At 68.0% G+C, this 21,729-nt stretch carries 22 protein-coding genes; 16 read left to right on the forward strand and 6 right to left on the reverse strand.

Translation table 11 applies throughout. The annotated features are described in order from the left end of the window. Positions 1-10: 10 nt before the first annotated feature. A complete protein-coding gene (locus ACTJJX_RS20525) occupies positions 11-1,306 on the reverse strand; it encodes a nitrate/nitrite transporter (protein WP_003105298.1) in 1,296 nt (431 codons plus the stop codon). 174 nt (positions 1,307-1,480) lie between these two features. On the opposite strand from ACTJJX_RS20525, the gene narX reads away from it, so the two are divergent. The 10 genes from narX to ACTJJX_RS20575 all read left to right on the forward strand — a co-directional run bounded on the left by narX (position 1,481) and on the right by ACTJJX_RS20575 (position 9,240). Further along, positions 1,481-3,349 carry a two-component system sensor histidine kinase NarX gene (gene narX / locus ACTJJX_RS20530; protein WP_003105296.1) on the forward strand — a complete coding sequence of 623 codons (1,869 nt, stop codon included), beginning with the start codon at positions 1,481-1,483 and terminating at the stop codon, positions 3,347-3,349. Beyond that, positions 3,346-4,005: a two-component system response regulator NarL gene (gene narL / locus ACTJJX_RS20535; protein ID WP_003092968.1), complete on the forward strand. Its 660-nt coding sequence runs from the start codon at positions 3,346-3,348 to the stop codon at positions 4,003-4,005. Before narX ends, narL begins: the two co-directional genes overlap by 4 nt. Before the next feature lie 84 nt (positions 4,006-4,089). Further along, positions 4,090-4,485, forward strand: a complete 396-nt coding sequence (anvM, locus tag ACTJJX_RS20540) for an anaerobic/virulence modulator AnvM (protein WP_003092971.1) — start codon at positions 4,090-4,092, stop codon at positions 4,483-4,485. A 171-nt stretch (positions 4,486-4,656) separates the two neighbouring features. Then, entirely contained in the window at positions 4,657-5,121 is a 465-nt protein-coding gene (locus ACTJJX_RS20545; protein WP_003092973.1) for a hypothetical protein, read from the forward strand. Positions 5,122-5,136: 15 nt separating this feature from the next. Further along, positions 5,137-5,886, forward strand: coding sequence for a class I SAM-dependent methyltransferase (locus tag ACTJJX_RS20550; RefSeq protein WP_003105293.1), 750 nt, complete (start codon positions 5,137-5,139; stop codon positions 5,884-5,886). Positions 5,887-5,972: 86 nt separating this feature from the next. Beyond that, positions 5,973-6,803, forward strand: a complete 831-nt coding sequence (locus ACTJJX_RS20555; RefSeq protein WP_003113772.1) for an SDR family oxidoreductase — start codon at positions 5,973-5,975, stop codon at positions 6,801-6,803. A gap of 20 nt (positions 6,804-6,823) precedes the next feature. Further along, positions 6,824-7,210: a hypothetical protein gene (locus tag ACTJJX_RS20560; RefSeq protein WP_003113771.1), complete on the forward strand. Its 387-nt coding sequence runs from the start codon at positions 6,824-6,826 to the stop codon at positions 7,208-7,210. 94 nt (positions 7,211-7,304) lie between these two features. Continuing rightward, the gene (gene tpbA, locus ACTJJX_RS20565) at positions 7,305-7,961 is read left to right on the forward strand and encodes a tyrosine phosphatase TpbA (RefSeq protein ID WP_016852492.1); all 657 of its coding nucleotides are present in this window, start codon (positions 7,305-7,307) and stop codon (positions 7,959-7,961) included. Positions 7,962-8,065: 104 nt separating this feature from the next. Continuing rightward, positions 8,066-8,965, forward strand: coding sequence for a TIGR01459 family HAD-type hydrolase (locus tag ACTJJX_RS20570; RefSeq protein ID WP_003143075.1), 900 nt, complete (start codon positions 8,066-8,068; stop codon positions 8,963-8,965). Positions 8,966-8,994: 29 nt separating this feature from the next. Further along, positions 8,995-9,240: a YgjV family protein gene (locus ACTJJX_RS20575; RefSeq protein WP_003092978.1), complete on the forward strand. Its 246-nt coding sequence runs from the start codon at positions 8,995-8,997 to the stop codon at positions 9,238-9,240. Between the two features lie 58 nt (positions 9,241-9,298). On the opposite strand, the gene ACTJJX_RS20580 is transcribed toward ACTJJX_RS20575, so the two are convergent. Next, positions 9,299-10,573 carry a cation:proton antiporter gene (locus ACTJJX_RS20580; protein ID WP_003105667.1) on the reverse strand — a complete coding sequence of 425 codons (1,275 nt, stop codon included), beginning with the start codon at positions 10,571-10,573 and terminating at the stop codon, positions 9,299-9,301. A gap of 441 nt (positions 10,574-11,014) precedes the next feature. Here ACTJJX_RS20580 and ACTJJX_RS20585 point away from each other — a divergent pair, with 441 nt between their 5' ends. Genes ACTJJX_RS20585 through ACTJJX_RS20600 form a run of 4 tightly spaced genes read left to right on the forward strand, consistent with a single transcriptional unit; the run spans position 11,015 to position 14,510 of the window. Continuing rightward, entirely contained in the window at positions 11,015-11,737 is a 723-nt protein-coding gene (locus ACTJJX_RS20585; protein WP_003092982.1) for an ABC transporter permease, read from the forward strand. Beyond that, positions 11,737-12,672, forward strand: a complete 936-nt coding sequence (locus ACTJJX_RS20590) for a glycine betaine ABC transporter substrate-binding protein (RefSeq protein WP_003113769.1) — start codon at positions 11,737-11,739, stop codon at positions 12,670-12,672. Before ACTJJX_RS20585 ends, ACTJJX_RS20590 begins: the two co-directional genes overlap by 1 nt. Then, the gene (locus ACTJJX_RS20595; RefSeq protein WP_003119254.1) at positions 12,672-13,334 is read left to right on the forward strand and encodes an ABC transporter permease; all 663 of its coding nucleotides are present in this window, start codon (positions 12,672-12,674) and stop codon (positions 13,332-13,334) included. Before ACTJJX_RS20590 ends, ACTJJX_RS20595 begins: the two co-directional genes overlap by 1 nt. 12 nt (positions 13,335-13,346) lie before the next feature. After that, entirely contained in the window at positions 13,347-14,510 is a 1,164-nt protein-coding gene (locus ACTJJX_RS20600) for an osmoprotectant ABC transporter ATP-binding protein OsmV (protein WP_003105661.1), read from the forward strand. Between the two features lie 127 nt (positions 14,511-14,637). On the opposite strand, the gene ACTJJX_RS20605 is transcribed toward ACTJJX_RS20600, so the two are convergent. From ACTJJX_RS20605 to ACTJJX_RS20620, 4 genes are read right to left on the reverse strand one after another with little or no spacing between them, the layout of a single operon-like run. Then, on the reverse strand, positions 14,638-15,546 hold the full coding sequence (locus ACTJJX_RS20605) for an efflux RND transporter periplasmic adaptor subunit (protein WP_003113767.1): 909 nt from the start codon (positions 15,544-15,546) through the stop codon (positions 14,638-14,640). Between the two features lie 36 nt (positions 15,547-15,582). Beyond that, a complete protein-coding gene (locus tag ACTJJX_RS20610; RefSeq protein ID WP_003082823.1) occupies positions 15,583-15,783 on the reverse strand; it encodes a DUF1656 domain-containing protein in 201 nt (66 codons plus the stop codon). Continuing rightward, positions 15,773-17,968 (reverse strand): FUSC family protein, encoded by a 2,196-nt coding sequence (locus ACTJJX_RS20615; protein WP_016852491.1) that lies wholly within the window; start codon positions 17,966-17,968, stop codon positions 15,773-15,775. Before ACTJJX_RS20615 ends, ACTJJX_RS20610 begins: the two co-directional genes overlap by 11 nt. Beyond that, a complete protein-coding gene (locus tag ACTJJX_RS20620) occupies positions 17,965-19,455 on the reverse strand; it encodes an efflux transporter outer membrane subunit (RefSeq protein WP_003105655.1) in 1,491 nt (496 codons plus the stop codon). The genes ACTJJX_RS20615 and ACTJJX_RS20620 overlap by 4 nt, the downstream gene beginning before the upstream one ends. A 245-nt stretch (positions 19,456-19,700) precedes the next feature. Between ACTJJX_RS20620 and ACTJJX_RS20625 the strand changes: the two genes are divergently transcribed. Together ACTJJX_RS20625 and ACTJJX_RS20630 are read left to right on the forward strand one after the other, a co-directional pair. Next, entirely contained in the window at positions 19,701-20,654 is a 954-nt protein-coding gene (locus ACTJJX_RS20625) for a LysR family transcriptional regulator (RefSeq protein ID WP_003092994.1), read from the forward strand. Positions 20,655-20,748: 94 nt separating this feature from the next. Then, positions 20,749-21,726, forward strand: a complete 978-nt coding sequence (locus tag ACTJJX_RS20630) for a 2-hydroxyacid dehydrogenase (protein ID WP_003119251.1) — start codon at positions 20,749-20,751, stop codon at positions 21,724-21,726. The last annotated feature ends 3 nt before the right edge of the window (positions 21,727-21,729 follow it).

The raw sequence follows: 21,729 nt of genomic DNA on the forward strand, positions 1-21,729 counted from the left end.
CGGCATTACCTCAGGAGTGGGTGGGAAGAGTGGGAGGAAGGTCGACGTCGGCCGAGGCGGCCTGGCCGTCGATGCGGCGTTGCTGCTTGATCGCGTAGTGCATCCAGACCATGCAGACCACGGTCAGGCCGAACAGCAACATGAAGCAGGAGGAGCGCACGCCGATGTGGTCGGCGGCGTAGCCGAACAGGATCGGCAGGCAGAAGCCGCCGAGGCCGCCGATCACCCCGACCATGCCGCCGACGGTGCCCATGTTGCTCGGGTAGTAGTCGTGGATGATCCGGTACACGCTGGCCTTGCCGAAGCCCTGGGCAATGCCGACGACGAACACCAGGAAGGTGAACAGCCAGACGTTCAGGCCGATGCCCAGGCTGAGGTCGCCCTGGATGCCGTGGATGGTCATGGTGGTCTGCGGGTAGGAGAGGAAGAACAGGCACACCAGGCAGACCCAGAACACGCCCCAGTTCACCGAGCGCGCGCCGTAGTGGTCGCTGAACCAGCCACCGAGGGCGCGGATCAGGCCGGACGGCAGGGTGAACAGCATGGTGATGAAGGACGCGGTCTTCAGGTCCAGGCCGTATTCGGCGATGTAGTACTTCGGCAGCCACAGGGCCAGGGCGACGAAGCCGCCGAAGACGAAGAAGTAGTACAGGCCGAAGCGCCAGACGCGCAGCTCGGCGAGCGGCGCCAGTTGCTTGGCCAGGGTCGGCCGCTGGCTGGCCTCGGCGGCACCCTTGAGGTGCGCCGGATCGGTCCAGGTGAACAGCCAGAACAGCACGGCGGTGACCAGCATGGCTACCGAGTAGACCTGCGGCACCATGCGCCAGCCGAAGGCGACCACGATCATCGGCGCCACCAGGTTGGTGATCGCCGCGCCGGCATTGCCAGCACCGAAGATGCCCATCGCGGTGCCCTGGCGCTCCTTCTCGAACCAGGCCGAGGTGTAGGCGATGCCGACCGCGAAGGAGCCGCCGGCCAGGCCGACGAACAGGCCGAGCACCAGGTAGTGCCAGTACTGGCTGGCGAAGGCCAGGCCGTAGATCGGGATGGCCACCAGCAGCATGTGGATGAAGAACACGATGCGGCCGCCGAAGCGGTCGGTGATCAGGCCCAGCGGCAGGCGCACCAGGGAGCCGGTGAGGATCGGCAGGGCGACCATCAGGCCGAACTGGGATTCGCTCAGGCCGAGCTCGTCCTTGATGCGGATGCCGATGATCGAAAACATCGTCCACACGGCGAAATTCACCGCGAAGGACAAGGTACTCATGCCGAGGACGGAGTACTGTTTCTGACGTAGGGAAGCCATGGCTAAACTCTCTGCACGGACAGCGTTCAGCGAGAGCCTAGGGAAGGTGTTCCTATGCAAATTTGATAGGAATCAATGAAATACCGGCCGTTCCGTGCCTAGATGCGCGCCCCTACCTCGAAAGAGGTACGGCTGAAATTATTGCGCAACTAACTGTTTTAAAAGGCTTTTCTCATGAACAAGGCGACCGCGCCGGACGCTGACCAGCGGGACAGATTCTTTGGAGGTAGTGACAGGGCCGGAAAGCCGATCCTGCGCCGCTCCCTGGTAGTCCGCTTCGGCTGCTACCTCACCCTGCTGGTATCGCTGGCGCTGATCGGGATGTTCAGCGCCCTGCTCTTCGCCGACTACACGCACCAGGACGCCGCGGTGATCAACCACGCCGGCTCGTTGCGCATGCTCACCTACCGGGTCGCCCTGGAGCCCAGCCTGGAAGGCCGCCAGGCGCTGCTCGGGACCCTCGGCGAACGCCTCGACAGCGGCGACATCCGCCGCCTGCTGCAACGCCAGGACGCCGACGACCCGATCCGCCAGTTGCACCAGGAGCTGCGCGAGGGCCTCGCGCGCCTGGACCCGCGCGCGCTGCCCGGACGCGCCGTGCTGGACGCCTACGTCGGCGACATCGACCGTTTCGTCGGCATCCTCCAGGCCAAGGCCGAGCGCCGCTCGCAACTGCTCAGCACGGTGCAGGGCCTGTGCCTGTTCCTCAGCCTGCTGGTGGTGTTCGTCACCCTCTACGACCTCAGCTATCACGTCATCGGCCCGCTGCGCGAACTCACCAGCACCGCCCGCCGCCTGGGCCGCGGCGAGCTGGACGCGCGGGTCACCTACAGCGGCGAGGACGAACTGGCGCAACTGGGCGAGCGCTTCAACCAGATGGCCGGCGAGCTGAAGAGCATCTACGGCGACCTGGAAGAGCGCGTGGAGGACAAGACCCGCGCCCTCTCGCAGAGCCACCAGCGCCTCGAACTGCTCTACGCCAGCGCCCGCCGGCTGGGCGAGAACCCCTACGACAGCCGCACCCTGCAACCGCTGCTGAACCAGTTGGAGAAAGTGCTCGACGCCGGCCGCGTGACCCTCTGCCTGAACAAGGACGGGGTCGAGCGCGCCTACAGTTCGCTGACCACCACCGAGCGCCCGGCGGACTTCTGCCTGCAGGGCGACTGCGGTAGCTGCCGCGAGCAGGCCAGCGCCTGCGACCAACCCTCGTCCCTGGCCCAGCCATTGCTGATGCAGCCCCTGTCCATCGCCGGCCACCGTTTCGGCGAACTGTTCATCGAAAGCCGCAGCGGCCGCCTGGAGAACTGGCAGCAGCAACTGATCGAGACCTTCTGCGACAACATCGCCCGCACCTTCGCCCTGTCCCTGCAACAGGAACAGGAAAGCCGCCTGGCCCTGTTCGCCGAGCGCGGCACCATCGCCCGCGAACTGCACGACTCGCTGGCACAGTCGCTGTCCTACCTGAAGATCCAGGTCAGCCGCCTGGGCACCCTGCTCAAGCGCGAGGCGCCGGCGGAGAAGATCGAGGACACCCTCGACGAACTGCGCGAAGGCCTCAACGGCGCCTACCGGCAACTGCGCGAACTGCTCACCACCTTCCGCCTCAGCCTCGACGAGCCGAGCCTGGAAGCCGCGCTGGGGAACGCCGTGGCCGAGTTCGGCGAGCGCGGCGAGGTGACGATCGAACTGGACAACCGCCTGCAACACGTGCCGCTGAGCCCCAACGAGGAAATCCACGTCCTGCAGATCGTCCGCGAGGCGCTCTCCAACGTGGTTCGCCATTCGCAGGCGCAACGGGCCTGGGTGCGCCTGAGCAGCCAGGCCGACGGCCAGGTGAGCATCGCCGTCGAGGACGATGGCGTCGGCTTTGATCCGCAGCAGAACCGCAGCGGCCATTATGGGCTTACCATCATGCAGGAGCGCGGCCAGACCCTCGGCAGCCAGTTGCGCTTCGAAGCGCGCGCGCCCCACGGCACGCGAGTGCTCTTCAGCTTCGTGCCGACCGCCCTGCAACCCTCCGCCGCCAAGGAGCCGACCCCATGACGGACATGCCAGCCACCGCCGACGAACCGGTTCGCCTGCTGCTGGTGGACGACCATCCGATGATGCGCAAGGGCGTCGCCCAGTTGCTCGAACTGGAAGACGACCTCAGCGTGGTCGGCGAGGCCGGCAGCGGCGAGGAAGCCCTGCGCCTGGCCGCCGAGCTGGACCCGGACATGATCCTGCTGGACCTGAACATGAAAGGCATGAACGGCCTGGACACCCTGCGCGCGTTGCGCGAGGCCGGAGTCGACGCGCGCATCGTGGTGTTCACCGTGTCCGACGACAAGGGCGACGTGGTCAACGTCCTGCGCGCCGGCGCCGACGGCTACCTGCTCAAGGACATGGAGCCGGAGCGCCTGCTCGAGCACATCCGCCAGGCCGCCACCGGACAGATGACCCTCAGCCCGCAGTTGACCCAGATCCTCGCCCAGGCCCTGCGGGGCGACGACCGCTCGAAGAGCCTCGACGAGCTGACCGAGCGCGAACGGCAGATCCTCCGCCAGATCGCCCACGGCTACAGCAACAAGATGATCGCGCGAAAGCTGGACATCACCGAAGGCACGGTGAAGGTCCATGTCAAGCGGGTGCTGCACAAGCTCGGCATGCGTTCGCGGGTCGAGGCCGCGGTGTGGGCGGTGGAGAACGACCTGGTGTGAGCCGCGCGCGGGCTTGATTCCGGTCAAGAAATCCACCGCGGCGCTGCGTCGATACTGGCGGCTTCCTTCCACGAGGCGCCCGTCATGATGTTCGAACGCAGCCCCGACGATCCCCTTCCCCTGGTCTACGCCTGCTCCGGCTGCTCCAACGTGGCGCAACTGGCCAACGATCTCGCGCTGCGCCTGGATCGCGCCCGGCTGGCGGAGATGTCCTGCATCGCCGGAGTCGGCGGCGACGTCCCGCTGCTGGTCCGCCGGGCCCGCTCCGGGCGACCGATCCTGGCCCTCGACGGTTGCCCGCTGCATTGCGTGAAAGGCTGCCTGGCGCGCCACGAGGTAGTCCCGACCCTGCACCTGACCCTCAGCGAACACGGCCTGAAGAAGCGCTACGGCGAGGACTGCGAGGCGCAGGACGCCGAGCGCCTGTTCGTCGAACTGGAGCGTCTGCTGACGCCGGGCGGCAAGCGCCGCTGCGAATGACGGCCAGGCCGGGGGCGGCGGCTATCCCCAGCCTGCCGAAACCCGCATCCCCGCCTTTCGGCCTCCCTCGCGCATATCGCGGCGCCTCCGCCGCGTAAGCGTGCCCGTACCGCCTGCGATACGCAGCAGTGCGCTAGGATGTCCCCTCGGCTTCGAAGAAAGGACATTTCAATGCTGATCGGTGCGCTGCTGGTCCTCACCTGGGTCATCCTCCTCGTCCGATACCCGGCCAAGGCCCTGCCGGTCTCCCTGGCGGCTCTCGCCGGGCTGGGCCTGGTGGCGGCCTGGGTGATCTGGCAGGACAACGACGAAAGCCGCCACCTGCAACGCCAGGAACTGCGCCTGAGCTATGCGCCGGAACGCTGTCCGGTGGACCGGCCGCTGGCGGTCGAACTGAAGAACGGCAGCGACCGTCCGTTGCTGGAGCTACGCTGGAGGATCGCCGCCTACCGCCCCGGCGACAGTGTCAACCTGGCCGACACCAGCTTCGACAGCCCGCGCTACCGGGCGCCGAACGCCCTGCTCGGCGGCGACAGCTGGCACGATTGCCTGCCGCTGCCGCCGCTGCGTCCGGGCTATCGCGCCAGCACCCTGGAATTCCGCGCCGAACGCCTGGACGGGCGTTTCGGCAACTGACCGAGGGAGGACCCGATGGAAACCCGCCGTCTGTTCGACCAGGGCTCCGCTGCCTACGCCAGCGCCCGCCCGCGTTATCCCGATGCGCTCTACCGCCATCTCGCCGGGCTCTGCGGCCAGCGCCGGCGCGCCTGGGACTGCGCCACCGGTACCGGCCAGGCCGCGCTCGGCCTGGCGCAGTACTTCGGCGAAGTCCTCGCCAGCGACACCAGCACGCAGCAGATCGAACACGCCGTTGTCCATCCGGGTATCCGCTACAGCGTGCAGGACGCCGAAGCCACCGACTATCCCGACGCCGCCTTCGACCTGGTCTGCGTAGCCCAGGCCTGGCACTGGTTCGACCATTCGCGCTTCAACCGCGAGCTGCTGCGCGTGCTGCGTCCCGGCGGCGTGTTCGCCGCCTGGGGCTACGGCTGGTTCAGCATCGACGCGCAGATCGATGCCGCCATCGACGAGGAATACCTGCGCCCGATCGGCCCGTACTGGGCGCAACAGAACCGCCTGCTGTGGAACGCCTACCGGGATGTCGAGCTGCCGCTGGGCGAACTCCCCGCGCCGGCCTTCGTCATCGAGCAACAATGGAGCCTGGCCCGGTTGTTCGACTACATGGCCACCTGGTCGGCCAGCCGCCTGTGCCGCGAGGCGCAGGGCAACGCTTTCGTGCGCCAGGCCCTGCAACGGGTCGCCGCGCTCTGGGGCGAGCCGACCTCGACACGCAGGGTTCGCATGCCGCTGGCGCTGCGGATCGCGCGCAAGGACGCCTGACCGAGCCTTCGAGCGGTTTTCCGCGGCCGGCGAATCCAGTACGGTAGGCCGCCCTCCTTCCAACTCCCAGCCAAGGAACGCTGCCCATGAGCCAACCCGTCGCCTTCGTCACCGGCTGCTCCAGCGGCATCGGCCGCGCCCTCGCCGACGCCTTCCAGCGCGCCGGCTACCGGGTCTGGGCCAGCGCGCGCAAGGAGGACGACGTGCGTGCCCTGGCCGAGGCCGGCTTCCAGGCGGTGCAACTGGACGTCAACGACGCCGCCGCGCTGGCCCGTCTGGCCGAGGAACTGGGAGTCGAAGCCGCCGGCCTCGACGTGCTGGTCAACAACGCCGGCTACGGCGCCATGGGTCCGCTGCTGGACGGCGGCGTCGAAGCCATGCGCCGGCAGTTCGAGACCAACGTGTTCGCCGTGGTCGGCGTGACCCGCGCGCTGTTCCCGCTACTGAGGCGCAAGTCCGGCCTGGTGGTGAACGTCGGCAGCGTCTCCGGCGTGCTGGTCACGCCCTTCGCCGGCGCCTACTGCGCCTCCAAGGCCGCGGTGCATGCGCTGAGCGATGCCCTGCGCCTGGAGCTGGCACCGTTCGGCGTCGAGGTGCTGGAAGTGCAGCCGGGCGCCATCGCCTCGAACTTCGGCGCCAGCGCCAGCCGCGAGATGGACAGCGTGGTCGACGAACGCTCGCCCTGGTGGCCGTTGCGCCGGCAGATCCAGGCGCGCGCCGCGGCATCCCAGGACAATCCCACGTCCGCCGAAGACTTCGCCCGCCAGTTGCTCGCCGCCGTGCAGCGCCGTCCGCGCCCGCCGCTGGTGCGCATCGGCAATGGCAGCCGGGCCCTGCCGGCGCTGGCCCGCTGGCTACCGCGCGGCCTGCTGGAGCGGCTGCTGAAGAAGCGCTTCGGTCTCGACACGCGCCTCTGAAACCGCCAGGAGATACCGCCATGGGCGACCGCCTTGCCGTACCCATCCGCTACTACGCCCTGGCCGGGATCGCCGCGGCGATCCTGCTCAACGTGCTGCTGCGCGGGGTGGTCCGCTTCGGCGGCCTGCCGGCCAGCCTGCTGATCGCCGCGCTGGTCGCCGGCGGCCTGGCCTGGTGGTTCGCCCGCGCGCAGCGGCGCTGGCCGACCTGGGGCGAGCGCTTGCGCCTGGTCGCCCTGTATGGCGGAGTGCTCGGGGTCCTTTACCTGCTGCTGGTCGGCCTCGCCTCGCTGAAAGGCGATCCCAGCCCGGCGGCACTGCTCATCGTGGTGCTGCACTACCTGTGCTATCCGGCGCTGTTGCTGGTGTTCTTCTCCGGCAGGGTCTATGGATTCTTCCTGCGCTGACAGGTGAGACTGCCTCAACGAATTCTTCACATTCTCTTCAGCTCGGCTTGACCCGCCCTCGCCTAGTGTTGGCCACCCACCGCACGAGGCCGACATGCACCGTTCACCGCTCGCCTGGCTCCGCCTGCTCCTCGCCGCCGTGCTCGGCGCCTTCCTGCTCGGCGGCCCGCTGCATGCCGCCGAGACTGCCGCCACGCGTTCGCCAGCCTGGGCGCAAGCGGTCGACCCGTCGATCAACCTCTACCGCATGAGCCCCACCCTCTATCGCAGCGCGCTGCCCAACGCACATAGCGTCGCGCTGCTGCAACGCCTGCAGGTGAAGACGGTGGTCAGCTTCATCAAGGACGACGACCGCGCCTGGCTGGGCCAGGCTCCGGTGCGGGTGGTCAGCCTGCCAACCCACGCCGACCGGGTCGACGACGCCGAGGTGCTCAGCGTCCTCCGCCAGTTGCAGGCCGCCGAGCGCGAAGGCCCGGTACTGATGCACTGCAAGCACGGCAACAACCGCACCGGACTGTTCGCCGCCATGTACCGCATCGTCGTGCAGGGCTGGGACAAGCAGGCCGCGCTGGAGGAAATGCAGCACGGCGGTTTCGGCGACGAGGACGACATGCGCGACGCCAGCGCCTATGTGCGCGGCGCCGACGTCGACGGCCTGCGCCTGGCGATGGCCAACGGCGAATGCAGCCCGTCGCGCTTCGCCGTCTGCCATGTGCGCGAGTGGATGGCCCAGGCGCTCGACCGGCCGTAAACACGCGCAGGGCCGAAAGGCTTGGTCCCGTCACGCAAGTTTGGCACCCTTGGGACTCGCCGCCGCACGCGGCGGCCCACTTCGACAGCCGCGACGAGACTCCCATGAGCGATGCCCCGACCTCCCCGCGCTTCAGCGCCGCCACCAGCACCCGCCTGCTCGACCATGCGCAACTGGAGGCGCTCTGCGCCGACTATGACGGCTTCCTTCTCGATCTCTGGGGCGTAGTGATGGACGGCACCGAGGCGTTCCCCGGCGCCCTTGCCTGGCTCGCCCGGCGGCACGCCGAAGGCCGCCCGGTCTGGTTCCTCAGCAACTCGTCCAGCAGCGTGGTGGAAATGAGCGCCGGGCTCGAGCGCCTGGGCATCCGGCGCGACTGGTTCGCCGGCATCACCACGTCCGGCCAGTTGACCATCGACGCCCTGCTGCAAACCGCCGAATACCGGCGTGGCGGTATCTACCTGGCCGGCGTCGGCCTGGCCCAGCAGAGCTGGCCGGCGGAAATCCGCGAGCGCTTCGTCGAGGACATCGCCCAGGCGGCGCTGATCGTCGGCGTCGGCAGCTTTCCCCAGGATGAACTGGAACAGCGCTTCGCGCCCCTGCGCGGCGCCACCGACCTACCGTTCCTCTGCGCCAACCCGGACCGCGTGGTGGTTTCCGGCGGCCGCACGGTATACGGCGCGGGCATGCTCGCCGAGCTGTTCAGCGAGGAAGGCGGCCAGGTCAGCTGGTACGGCAAGCCCGACCCGGCGGCCTTCCGCATCGCCCAGCGGCAACTGGAAGCGCGCGGCGCGCGGCACATCCTGTTCGTCGGCGACTCGCTGGTGACCGACGTCCCCGGCGCCCTCGCCGCGCGCATCGATACGCTCTGGCTGGGCGCCACCGGCATCCACCGCGAAGCCCTGGGCGCCGAGTTCAACGGAGCACTCGACGAGGAGCGGGTCAGGTCGCTGCTGCACGGCTATCCGATCCGACCGCACTTTGCCGCGCCAGGGCTGGTCTGACCCTCAAAGGTCGGAAAAAGGATGCACGCATGCACTGGCTGGACTACCTGCAATGGCCCGCCATGCTGGTCACGGTGGTGGCCGCCTGGCTGGTGGCGTCGGCGCATCGGCGAAGACGCAAGGTCGGCTTCTGGGTGTTCCTCGCCAGCAACCTGCTGTGGATCGCCTGGGGCCTGTACGCCCAGGCCTATGCGCTGATCCTGCTGCAGGTCTGCCTGGCGGCGATGAACCTGCGCGGCACCCATCGCAACGAAGCGCCACAGGACAGCGCCTGATGGCCGCCAACGAAAACGCCCGCCATGACGGCGGGCGCTCGCTTTGCGAAGGCTGCGCTCAGTGCGCCCCCTCGCTTTTCTCCAGCGGCTGGCCGGCGTAGATACGACGCACCAGCGGGCCGATGGAAAGCCCCTGGAGCAGGATCGATACCAGCACCACGATGTAGGTCAGGCTGAGGATCAGGTCGCGCTCCGGCCCCAACGGCAGGGACAGCGCCAGCGCCACCGAGACGCCGCCGCGCAGCCCACCCCAGACCAGGATGCGGATGGTGCCCGCCGGTACCTGCCGGTTGGCGCCACGGAAACGGCGCAGGACCAGGATCGCCGGGCCCACCGTGAGCAGGCGCGAGACCAGCACCGCGCCGCCTAGGGCGAAGGCCGCCGCCACGTGCAGCCAGGAGAACGGCAACAGCAGCAGCTCCAGGCCGATCAGGGCGAACAGCAGGGCGTTGAGGATCTCGTCGATCAGTTCCCAGAACTTGTCCACGTAGCGCCGGGTCTCGTCCGACATCGCGTAGTGGCGTCCGTGGTTGCCGATGATCAGCCCGGCCACCACCATCGCGATCGGCGCCGATACGTGCAGGCGCGCGGCCAGCGCGGCACCGCCGATGACCAGGGCGAGGGTCAGCATGACCTCCACCTGGTACTGGTCGATGCCGCGCATCATCACGAACACGCCGTAGCCGAGCACCGCACCGAAGACCACGCCGCCGATGGCTTCCTGGACGAAGAGGATCGCCGTGGCGCTGACCGTGGGCGCCTCGCCGAGCTGGAGGATGCCGAGGATGATGGCGAACACCACCACCGCGGTGCCGTCGTTGAACAGCGACTCGCCGACGATGGTGGTCGCCAGCGGTTTCGGCGCGCCGGCGGACTTGAGGATGCCGAGCACGGCAATGGGGTCGGTCGGCGAGATCAGCGCGCCGAACAGCAGGCAGTAGATGAAATCCACCTGCCAGCCGAACAGCGGGAAGGTGTAGTAGGCCAGGCCACCGATGACGAAGGTGGCGATCAGCACCCCGGCGGTGGCCAGCAGGCCGATCGGCCACTTGTAGCTGCGCAGGTCGGAGAGGTCGACGTGCAGTGCGCCGGCGAACAGCAGCGCGGGCAGGAACCAGGTCATCAGCACTTCGGAGAAGTCGATGCGGCGGATGATTTCCTGCATCTCCACCTCGAGGATCGGATAGCCCAGTTCCGACAGCCCCTGGACGATCAGCGAGAACACCAGCGCCGTGGCCATCACGCCGATGGTCGGCGGCAGGCGGATGAAGCGGTAGTTCACGTAGGTGAGCAAGGTGGTCAAGGCAATGAATGCCGCGACGAGATCGAGCATGACGCGGGGTACTCCCTTAGCAGAAGGTAAAACACCTACCCCAAAAGGCCGATCCGTGAACCGTGGGGTGCGAATGTCTGGAAAAGCCCGAGAAAATTTCGGAACCCGCATCATAACCGCAGAAAAGCCCTGGACGTCCAGCGCACCGATACGGTGCATGGCGCGCCGCCGACGCGGCAGCACCATTATCGACCGCTTCCCCGGGAAAATTTCTTCGTTCGCCGCCAGCCCAGGCGAGACGGCGGCTGCGGCCGCTTGCCCAGGCCCGGTCATGGCACAAGCATGGCCGTTTCGTTGAACCTCCGCGAACGACGAACGGTCAACCCTTTCAGGGTCGGGAATTCGGTGCCCATCCGAAGCCTTTGATTTCCGGCCTGTTTCCGCGCTTCGACGAAGCGCCCGACAGCGTAGCCAACGCTCATTCCGAAGGGAGTCCCGACCATGGTGAAAACCTGTGGCAAGGCCCTGCTCGGCCTCTGCGCCGCAGCCGCCGTACTGGCCTTGCTGATCCACTGGATCACCCCCGCGACCATCCTCCACTACCGCGAGGACCTGCTGTTCTACTTGCAGGCCCACCTGGTGCTGGTCTTCAGTTCGATGGCGGCCGCCCTGCTGGTCGGCGTGCCGGCCGGCATCCTGCTCAGCCGTCCCGGCATGCAGGCCCAGGCCGAACGCCTGATGCAGGTGTTCAACGTCGGCAACACCATCCCGCCGCTGGCGGTGCTGGCCATCGCCCTGGCGATCATCGGCATCGGCAACGGCCCGGCAATCCTCGCCCTGTTCCTCGCCTCGCTGCTGCCGATCGTGCGCAACACCTACGAGGGCCTGCGCAATGTCTCGCCGGCGCTGAAGGAAGCCGCCACCGGCATCGGCATGACGCCCAACCAGGTGCTGCTGCGGGTGGAACTGCCGAACGCGGTGCCGATCATCGTCGGCGGCGTGCGCGTGGCCCTGGCACTGAACGTCGGCTCCGCGCCGCTGGCGTTCCTGATCGGCGCCAACAGCCTGGGCAGCCTGATCTTCCCCGGCATCTACCTGAACAACCACCAGCAACTGCTGCTCGGCGCCGCCTGCACGGCGCTCCTCGCCCTGCTGCTGGACGCCCTGGTGGTGCTGTTCAGCCGCATGTTCCTGGAACGCGGCCTGACCGCCAAGGAGGCCTGATGAACCGACTGATCCGCTCACTCTGCCTGGCCTGCGCCGGCCTGTTCGCCGCCGGCCTGGCGCAGGCGGAAACCCTGCGCATCGGCGGCAAGACCTTCACCGAGCAGCGCATCCTCACCGCCATCACCGCGCAGTTCCTGCAGAAGCGCGGCTACGACGTGACGGTCACCACCGGCCTGGGCAGCACCCTGGCCCGCGCCGCCCAGGAAAGCGGCCAACTGGATATCGTCTGGGAGTACACCGGCTCGTCGCTGATCGTCTACAACCACATCGACGAGAAGCTCGACGCCGCGGCTTCCTACCGCCGGGTCAAGCAACTCGACGAAGCCCAGGGCCTGGTCTGGCTGAAGCCGACCCGCTTCAACAACACCTATGCCCTGGCCATGCCCGAGGAACAGGCCGAGCACCTGGGCATCCAGAGCGTCAGCGATCTCGCGCGGGTGCTCGCCGAACAGCAGGAGGCCGAGCCCGGGAGCACCCACCTGTTCGCCATGGACCCGGAGTTCGCCGGCCGCCCCGACGGCCTCGGTCCCATGAGCGAGCTGTACGGCCTGCACTTCACCCGCAACGACATCCGCCAGATGGACGCCGGGCTGGTCTACACCGCGCTGAAGAACCGCCAGGTGTTCCTCGGCCTCGTCTACACCACCGACGGCCGCCTGAAGGATTTCAAGCTGCGCGTGCTGAAGGACGACAAGCAGTACTTCCCCTTCTACAACGCCGCCCCGGTGGTGCGTAAGGAGGTCATGCAGCGCCATCCGGAGTTCGCCACGCTGTTCGATCCGATCATCGAGCGGCTCGACGACGCCACCATGCAGGCGCTCAACGCGCGGGTCGATATCGAGCAGCAGACGCCACAGAAGGTCGCCGCCGACTTCCTCCGCGAACACCACCTGCTCGACGACGGCCAGGCCGGCCAGGGAGGTAGCCAGTAATGGACTTCTTCAGCGTGCTTTCCCATCTCGACTGGTCCCAGGTCGGCCAGCTCACCCTCCAGCACCTGCTGCTGGTACTGGTCGCCGTAGGCCTGGCGATCCTCGTCGGCGTGCCGCTGGGCGTGCTGATGACCCGCTTCACGTGGCTGGCCGGCCCGCTGCAGGGCGCCGCCACGGTGATGCTGACCATCCCCTCGATCGCCCTGTTCGGCCTGCTGATGCCGGTCTACTCGGTATTCGGCCAGGGCCTCGGGCCGCTGCCGGCGATCACCGCGGTGTTCCTCTATTCGCTGCTGCCGATCCTGCGCAACACCTACCTCGCCCTGACCGGCGTCGAAGCGGGCATCCGCGAGGCCGGCAAGGGCATCGGCATGACCTTCTGGCAACGCCTGCGGATGGTCGACATTCCCCTCGCGGTGCCGGTGATCCTCGCCGGCGTACGCACCGCCGTGGTGATGAACATCGGCGTGATGACCATCGCCGCGGTGATCGGCGCCGGCGGCCTGGGCGTGCTGATCCTCACTTCCATCAGCCAGAGCAACATGCCGATGCTGGTGGTCGGCGCGGTACTGGTCAGCCTCCTGGCCATCGCCGCCGACCTGCTGCTGCAATGGCTGCAACGCATCCTCACCCCCAAGGGACTGCGCGCCAGCGCGCACTGACAGGAGCCGAACATGATCGAACTGGACAAGCTCAGCAAGACCTTCACCCAGAAGAACGGCAAGGAGTTCCGCGCCGTCGATTCCGTCAGCCTGACCGTGGAGAAAGGCGAGATCTGCATCTTCCTCGGCCCCTCCGGCTGCGGCAAGACCACCACCCTGAAGATGATCAACCGGATCATCCCGCCGACCTCCGGCCGCGTGCTGATCGACGGCCAGGACACCGCGGACCTCGACGAAGTCACCCTGCGCCGCCACATCGGCTACGTGATCCAGCAGATCGGCCTGTTCCCGAACATGACCATCGAGGAAAACATCATGGTCGTGCCGCGCCTGCTCGGCTGGGACAAGGCGCGCTGCAAGGAGAAGGCCCGCGAGCTGATGAGCATGGTCAAGCTGGAGCCCAAGCAGTACCTGCAACGCTACCCGCGCGAACTCTCCGGCGGCCAGCAGCAGCGCGTCGGGGTAATCCGCGCGCTGGCGGCGGACGCGCCGCTGCTGCTGATGGACGAGCCGTTCGGCGCGGTCGATCCGATCAACCGCGAGTCGATCCAGAACGAGTTCTTCGAAATGCAGCGCAAGCTCGGCATGACCGTGATCATGGTCAGCCACGACATCGACGAAGCCATCAAGCTGGGTGACAAGGTGGCGGTGTTCAAGAGCGGCCGGCTGCTCCAGTACGACCACCCGGACACCCTGCTGGCGCACCCGGCGGACGAGTTCGTCAGCGCCTTCACCGGCCAGGACAGCACGCTCAAGCGCCTGCTCCTGGTGCGCGCCGAAGACGCCGCCGACAGCAGCCTGGTCACCGCCCGGCCGCAGACCCCGGTGGCCGAGGCGCTGGAACTGATGGACGAGAACGACCGGCGCTACCTGATCGTGGTGGATGACCAGGGCAAGGGCCTGGGCTACGTGCGACGCAAGGACCTGCGCCGCCAGGAGGGCACCTGCGCGCCGTTCGTCACCCCGTTCCGGGTCACCGCCAGCCACGACGAGCACCTGCGCATCCTGTTGTCGCGGATGTACGAGTTCAACAGCTCCTGGCTGCCGGTGCTCGACCCCGACCAGCAGTTCCTCGGCGAGGTCACCCAGGAATCCATCGCCGACTACCTCAGCTCCGGCCGCTCGCGCGGCGGCAAGGGCCTGATCGTGTCGCCGGCCGAACAGGTCGGGGCCTAGGCCGCCGGGTGGATATTCACCGCCGGCAGCCGCCAACCGCAGCGTATTCCTGGCGAGTGGCGCCCTCTTCCGCCCCGCCGAAACGAAAAAGCCCGGCATCCGCCGGGCTTCTCCCTGCCCCTTCCACTCAACCGGCCCGCCCCGGCGCCTGCGCCGCCGAGGCCTGGTCGTCGCGCCCTTGCGGCTTGACGATCACCGTGCAGGTGATCCCCGCCGAGAGCAGCACGCCGTCCGGCACTTCGTCGATGTGTACCCGCACCGGCACGCGCTGGGCCAGGCGCACCCAGTTGAAAGTGGGGTTGACGTCGGCGGTCAGCTCGCGGCTTTCCGGGTTGTCGCGGTCGTAGATGCCGCGGGCGATGCTTTCCACGTGGCCCTTGAGGTGTTCGCCGCTCATCAGCTGCATGTCCACCGGGTCGCCTTCGCGGATGTACGGCAGCTTGGTTTCCTCGAAGTAGCCGTAGACCCAGTAGGAGTTCTTGTCGATCACCGCCATCTTCGCCTCGCCGACCCGCGCGTAGTCGCCACGGTGCACGTTGAGGTTGGTGACGTAGCCGTCGACCTGCGCCACCACCCGGGTGCGCTCCAGGTTCAGGCGCGCGGCGTCGAGCTGGGCCTTGGCCTGCTCGTAGTCGGCCATCGCCGCGGCGGCGGTGTTGTGGGCGTCGTCGCGGCTTTCGCGGGAGACCACCATCTCATCCATTTCCGCGCGCCGCCGGGCGTTCAACTGGCGCATCTCCAGGGTCGCCTTGCGCGAGGCAACCAGCGACTCGGCCTGCTTCACCGCAATACGGTAGTGGTCGGGGTCGATCTGCATCAGCAGGTCGCCTTTCTTCACCAACTGGTTGTCGCGCACCGGGACGTCGACGACGATCCCGGAAACGTCGGCGGCGACATTGATCACGTCGGCGCGCACGCGACCGTCACGGGTCCAGGGGGTGTCCATGTAGTTGACCCACAGGGTCCGCCCGATGAATACGGCGACCAGCAGGATCAGCAGGGTCGCCAGCAGGCTGATTACGGATTTCAAGGTCATGGTCGGCTCACGATAACGAAGAGGTGCGCTACCGCCTCAGCGGTAGATGGTCAGGGACAGGCCGCCGTACAGGCAGGCGAACAGGCTGACCCGGAACAGCGCCGGGTGCCAGGTGAAGCGATACAGGCCAACCGAGGCGAAGATCCGGTCGAGCCCCCAGGTGAGCGCCGCGGCGATCACGAACAACAGCGTCAGGGTCGGCATGTAGACCCCATGGATGGCGATTTCACGAGGCATGGACGGTACCTTGGCCGCTCGTCCGGCCGGCCAGTTCGGTCAGTGGCGAGGTCGGCGCGAGCAGGGAAGAACGGATGAAGTGCAGGTAGCTGCGCACCCGCCGTAGCGGCGAGCTGTCGAAGTGCGGCGCGCAGGGTTCGTCGGTGTGCCTGGCCGCGTGGATGGCCTGGTCGACAGCCGCCAGGGCGCGCTCCAGGTTCTCCGCACCGGGGCGCACGAACAGCCGGATCAGGGCCCGCCCCATGGCGCGGATCGCCTGGCGCCAGGGCATGGCCTCGGCGTAGCAGGGTTCGTCCGGCAGGCGCTCCTGCTCGCGACGCAGCTCGATGATCGCGTGGCCGACCTCGAGCACCAGGAACATCCAGCGCAGCAGCCCGCGCTGCACGTCCGGGCGCCCGGCGGCGACGCCATAGGCCTGGTTCAGCAGGTCGCGGGTACCGCTTTCGAAGGCCGAGCCAAGCCCCCTGCTCCTGCCGCTGATGGCGAACACCACGCGCATCCGCAGGTCGCGCTCGAGGCGCTTCCACAGCCAGGCGCTGTTGGGCGGCAGAATGACCGCGGCGGCCGCGGCCGAGAGCAGCATCGAGAGGATCAGGGCGATGTACTCGTTGATCACGTGGGCCGGGTCGTAGACGGTCAGGTTCGCCGGCACCGAACCGAAGCAGAAGAACACCAGCAGGCCGAGACCGTAGCCGGCCCACTGCGGCCGCGAGGAGATGAACGCGCCGAGGGCGAACACCGGCGCCAGTACCAGGCATAGCAGCGGGAAACCGTCGATATGCGGGTAGACGAAGAACATCTCGCTGAAGCCGAGCAGCGCCGCCGCCATGGTGCCGATGGCCATCTGCATGGCGACCTTCTTCGGGTTCGGCGCCGCCGAGGCCAGCGCCGAGACCGCCACCGCGTTGAGGGCGAAGGTGCCGCCGCTGGGCCAGGTGCTGTAGATCCAGAAACAGCCGAACAGCAGGATCATCAACCCGGTGCGCATCCCCGCCACTGCCGCCGCCACCGCGTTGGCCTTGGCGGTGAAGGCGTCCTTCCACTGCTCGCGCTCGTGGCGGTGGGCGGCCAGCGAGGCATGGGTCAGGGCGTAGTCGTGCATCTCCTCGGCGAAACGGTAGAGCAGCTCGGCGGCGGTATTGAAGTCCAGCCGCGCCTCTTCGCCCGGCTCCCGCGCCAGCAGTTCTCCGCGCGCCTGGCGGATGCGCGCCATCAGGCGTTCGCGGCAGTCGGCGAGGCGCTGGGCGAAGCGCTCGGCGTCATGGTCGGTGACGGCGCGGCCACGGATCTCCTCGAGCAGCCCGGTGATTTCCTCCAGGCACGGTTCGAACGCTTCCAGCACCTGGGTGGAGCCCTGCGCGCGCAGGCGTTCGAGCAGTTGGTGGAGGGCGTGGAAACGGGTATTCATGGCCATGAACTCGCTGCTCAGGCGAATCAGCCGGCCATTGCGCAGGCGCATGTGCGGATCCTCGAAGGCGCTCGCCGCGCGCATCGTCTCCAGGCCCACCGCCTGGGCGGCGAAGGCCACGTTGCTGCTTTCGAAGCGCTCGCGCCCGCCGACCCCGCGCAGGCTGTCGAGGACGAACGCGGCGAACAGGCCGAAGCGCACGTACAGCGCATTGCGCATCGCCGCGCTGGTGGTCTGCGGCATGATCACCGCGCTGACCACCCCCGAGCAGAGGATCGCCAGGCTGATTTCCAGGACCCGCCAGATCGCCTGCATGAAGGCGCCTTCCGGATGGCTGGTGGCGGGAATGCCGATCAGCGTCGCGGTGTAGCCGGCGAGCACGCAGGCGTAGGAGCGGAAGTCACGGTAGCGGGCGGCCCCGGCGGTGCAGAGGCCGATCCAGATCGCCGAGCTGAGCAGGAACAGCACTCGCTCCTGGGCGAACAGGGCGATCAGGGTGACCATCACGCTGAGGCCGACCAGGGTGCCGAGGAGGCGGTAGAAGCTCTTGGCGAACACCTGGCCGCTCTGCGGCTGCATGACGATGAACACGGTGATGGTCGCCGTGCTCGGCTGCGGCAATTCCAGACGCATCGCCAGCCAGAGGGTCAGGAAGGCCGCGCAGAGCACCTTGAACACGTAGATCCAGGTCGCCCCGTCGCTGCGCGCCCACTCGGCCAGCGCGCGCCGCCACTCGTCGCGGCTGGGCAGGGCGAAACCAGCGGAGCGGCCACTCATCGCGAAGACACCGCTCTGACCGGGACGTTCTCCGGCGCCAGCTTCCGCTGCGCCGGCGTATCGGCGCCGGCCCCGACGCCGCCGCCGAGGGCGGTGAGCAGGCTGGCGTGGGCGGCCAGCCGGGCGGCCTGCACCTGCTCCTGGACCAGTTGCTGCTGGAACAGCCGGGTCTGCGCGTTGAGCACGTTGAGGTAATCGGTGAGGCCGCGCTGGTAGGCCAGGGTGGCGATATCGTAGGTCTTCTGCGCGGAAGCCACCGATTGCGCGGCGAAGTCCTTCTGGATGTCCACCGAATGCAGGCGGATCAACTGGTCGGAAATGTTCTTCAGCGCATCCACCAGGGTCTGGTTGTATTGCTCCACCGCCGCGTCGTAGCCGGCCGCCGCCTCGCCCAACTGCGAACGCAGGCGGCCGCCGTCGAAGATCGGCAGGGTCACCGCCGGGCCGGCGCTGTAGGTGTACTTGGCGCTGCGGAAGAACTCCAGCATGCCGCCGCCGACGGCACTGAAGCCGACCGAGGCCATCAGGTCGACGTTGGGGTAGAAGTCGGCGCGCGCCACGTCCACGCCCTTGGCCAGGGCGGCGACCTGCCAGCGGCGGGCGACCACATCCGGGCGGCGACCGAGCAGTTCGGCCGGCAAGGCGCTGGGCAGGCTCGGCTGCGCCGCCAGGTTCAGGCTTGGCCGGCGGATCGTGCGGCCCTCGCCCGGGCCCTTGCCGGCCAGGGCGGCGAGCAGGTTGCGGGTGAGCTGGATTTCTTCGTCGATCACCTCGATGCGGCGCTCGGTCTCGGGCAGCGGCACTTCCGCCTGGCTGACCTCGAAATGCGTGCCGATGCCGCCGCGCAGGCGACGCTGGGCCAGGGCGAGGATGTCGCGCTGCTGTTGCAGCATGGCCTTGGCGATGTCCATCTCGGCGTACTGCAACGAGAGCTGGACGTAGGCGCGGACGATGTTGCCCTCCAGCTCGAGCTGCGCCTGGCGCGCCTCGGCGGCGGCCATGTGGGCCAGGTCGACGGCGCGCTCGCTGTCGCTGCGGTCGCGCCCCCAGAGATCGAGCTTGTAGTTCAGGCCGATCTCGGTGGAGTTGTTCCAGGAAGTGGTCCGCGCCAGGTCGCCGGGGCCGTAGAAATAGTCGTCCGGCCAGCGGTGGCGGACCAGCGAGCCCTTGCCCTCGATCTGCGGCGACTCGATGGACTCCACCAGCCCGGCCATGGACTTCGCCTGGCGTACCCGCGCATGGGCTACCGCCAGGCCTGGATTGCCGTCCAGCGCCTTCTCGATCCAGGCGTCCAGCTGCGGATCGGCATACACCTTCCACCACTGCGCCTGCGGCCAGCCGGCCTCGCGGGCGGCAGCCTGGATCGCATGGTCGGTGGCCAGGGCGTTGGCGTCGAGCGTGGCGGCCTCGGGGGCGATATCGCCTGTACTGACACAACCGGATATTGCGGAGAAAACGACGAGAAAACCGACGAAGGAGCCGACCAAGGTCAGTTCCTTCCTGAGAGCACGCGGCACGTTGTCTGATCCTGGAGGGGCGAAGCACGGAATTTGAACGGTACGGGCGCCGTTCAACCCGCTCGAGCGTTCGTGCGCTCGGGGGCCGATGAATTTTAAGAGGCTGGCGGCTGCTGATAAGCTGGCTCAAGTGCGATTGTTTATTGCGTAATGTGAAATAATCCGCCCTCGCAACAATCTGACACACTTCTGCGCGTGCCTAGGAGGCCCCGTCGATGGACACCCTGCAAAACATGCGAGCCTTCGTCTGCGTGGCGGAAACCGGAAGCTTCACCGCGGCGTCCCAGCAGCTCAACACCACCACCGCCTATGTTTCGCGGGCGGTGGCCAACCTCGAGACGCACCTGCGCACCCGCCTGCTCAACCGCACCACTCGTCGCATCGCCCTCACCGAGGCCGGCCAGCGCTACCTGCTGCGCTGCGAGCAGATCCTCGCCTACGTCGAGGAAGCCGAGGCCGAAGCCAGCGACGCCCATGCCCGACCCGCCGGCAAGCTGAAGCTGCATTCGATGACCGGCATCGGCCAGCACTACGTGATCCGCGCCATCGCCGGCTACCGCCAGCAGTACCGCGACGTGACCTTCGACCTGACCATGGCCAACCGCGTGCCGGACCTGCTCGACGAGGGCTTCGACGTGGCCATCGTGGTGGCCTCCGAGCTGCCCGATTCCGGCTTCATTTCCCAGCGCATCGGCGAGACCTACAGCATTCTTTGCGCCTCGCCGGAGTACCTGCGCCTGAACGGCACGCCGAGCGAGCCTTCGGAGCTGGCCAGCCACGACTGCCTGCGCCTGGTCAGCCCGGTGGTGCCGCTGGATCGCTGGCTGTTCGACGGTCCCAACGGCCAGGAAATGGTCTCCATCGGCGCCTCGCCGTTCCAGGTCAATGTCGGCGACGCCATGACCGAGGCAATCCGCTCCGGGCTGGGCATCGGCATCCTGCCGGTGTATTCGGCCATCGAGGACCTGGGCAAGGGCACCCTGGTGCGGGTCCTGCCGCAACACCGCCTGCAACAGCTCAACGTCTATGCGCTGTACCCTTCGCGGCAGTATCTCGACGCGAAGATCAAGACCTGGGTGGAATACCTCAAGGAAAGCCTGCCCGGCCTGCTCCAGCGCGACGAAGCGGCGCTGGTGGAGCTGGGCCTGGAACTCGGAAGACCCTCCTGAGCCGATAATCGCCCGCCCAGTGGCGGGCCCCTGCCCGCCGCTTCGATGGCGGTGGTATGGTCGGCGCTTTCGCTCCCGCTTGCAGAGTCCCGTCATGAAAAAGAACGTCTTCGTCTTCAGTCGCCTCGCCCCCGAGCATCTCGAACGCCTGCAATGCCAGTTCAACGTCCGCGTGCTCGAACCGAAACAGGGCGACATCGACGCCCAGTACGCCGCCGCCCTGCCCGATACCCACGGCATGATCGGCGTCGGCCGGCCGCTCGGCGCCAGGCAACTGGAACAGGCGATGCAGCTGGAAGTCATCTCCAGCGTCTCGGTCGGCTACGACAACTATGACCTGGACTACCTGAACCGCCGCGGCATCGCTCTCACCAACACGCCCGACGTCCTCACCGAGACCACCGCCGACCTCGGCTTCGCCCTGCTGATCAGCGCCGCGCGACGGGTCGCCGAGCTGGACGCCTGGGTCAAGGCCGGGAACTGGAAGCGCACCGTCGACGCCCCGCAGTTCGGCACCGACGTGCATGGCAAGAAACTCGGCATCCTCGGCCTCGGCCGGATCGGCGCGGCCATCGCCCGGCGCGGCCGTTTCGGCTTCGGCATGCAGGTGCTCTACCACGGCAACAACCGCAAGCCGGAACTGGAACAGGAACTCGGCGCGCGCTTCCTCGGCTTCGACGAACTGCTCGGCGAGGCCGACTTCGTCTGCGTGGTGGTGCCGCTGGGAGCGCAGACCCGGCAGTTGATCGGTGCGCGCGAACTGGGCCTGATGAAACCCTCGGCGATCCTGGTCAACGTCGCCCGCGGCCAGGTGGTCGATGAGGCCGCGCTGGTCGCCGCCCTGCGGGAGAAGCGCATCCTCGGCGCCGGCCTGGATGTCTACGAGAAGGAACCGCTGGCCGAATCGCCGCTGTTCGCCCTGGACAACGTGGTGACCCTGCCGCACATCGGCTCGGCCACCCACGAGACCCGCCGGGCCATGGCCGAGCGGGCGCTGCAGAACTTCGAGGCGGCCTTGCGCGGCGAGCGGCCGCTGGACCTGGTCAATCCGCAGGTGTGGCGACGCGGCTGAGCG

This window comes from Pseudomonas sp. 22490 (genome assembly GCF_052044465.1).
Classification (GTDB): domain Bacteria; phylum Pseudomonadota; class Gammaproteobacteria; order Pseudomonadales; family Pseudomonadaceae; genus Pseudomonas; species Pseudomonas aeruginosa.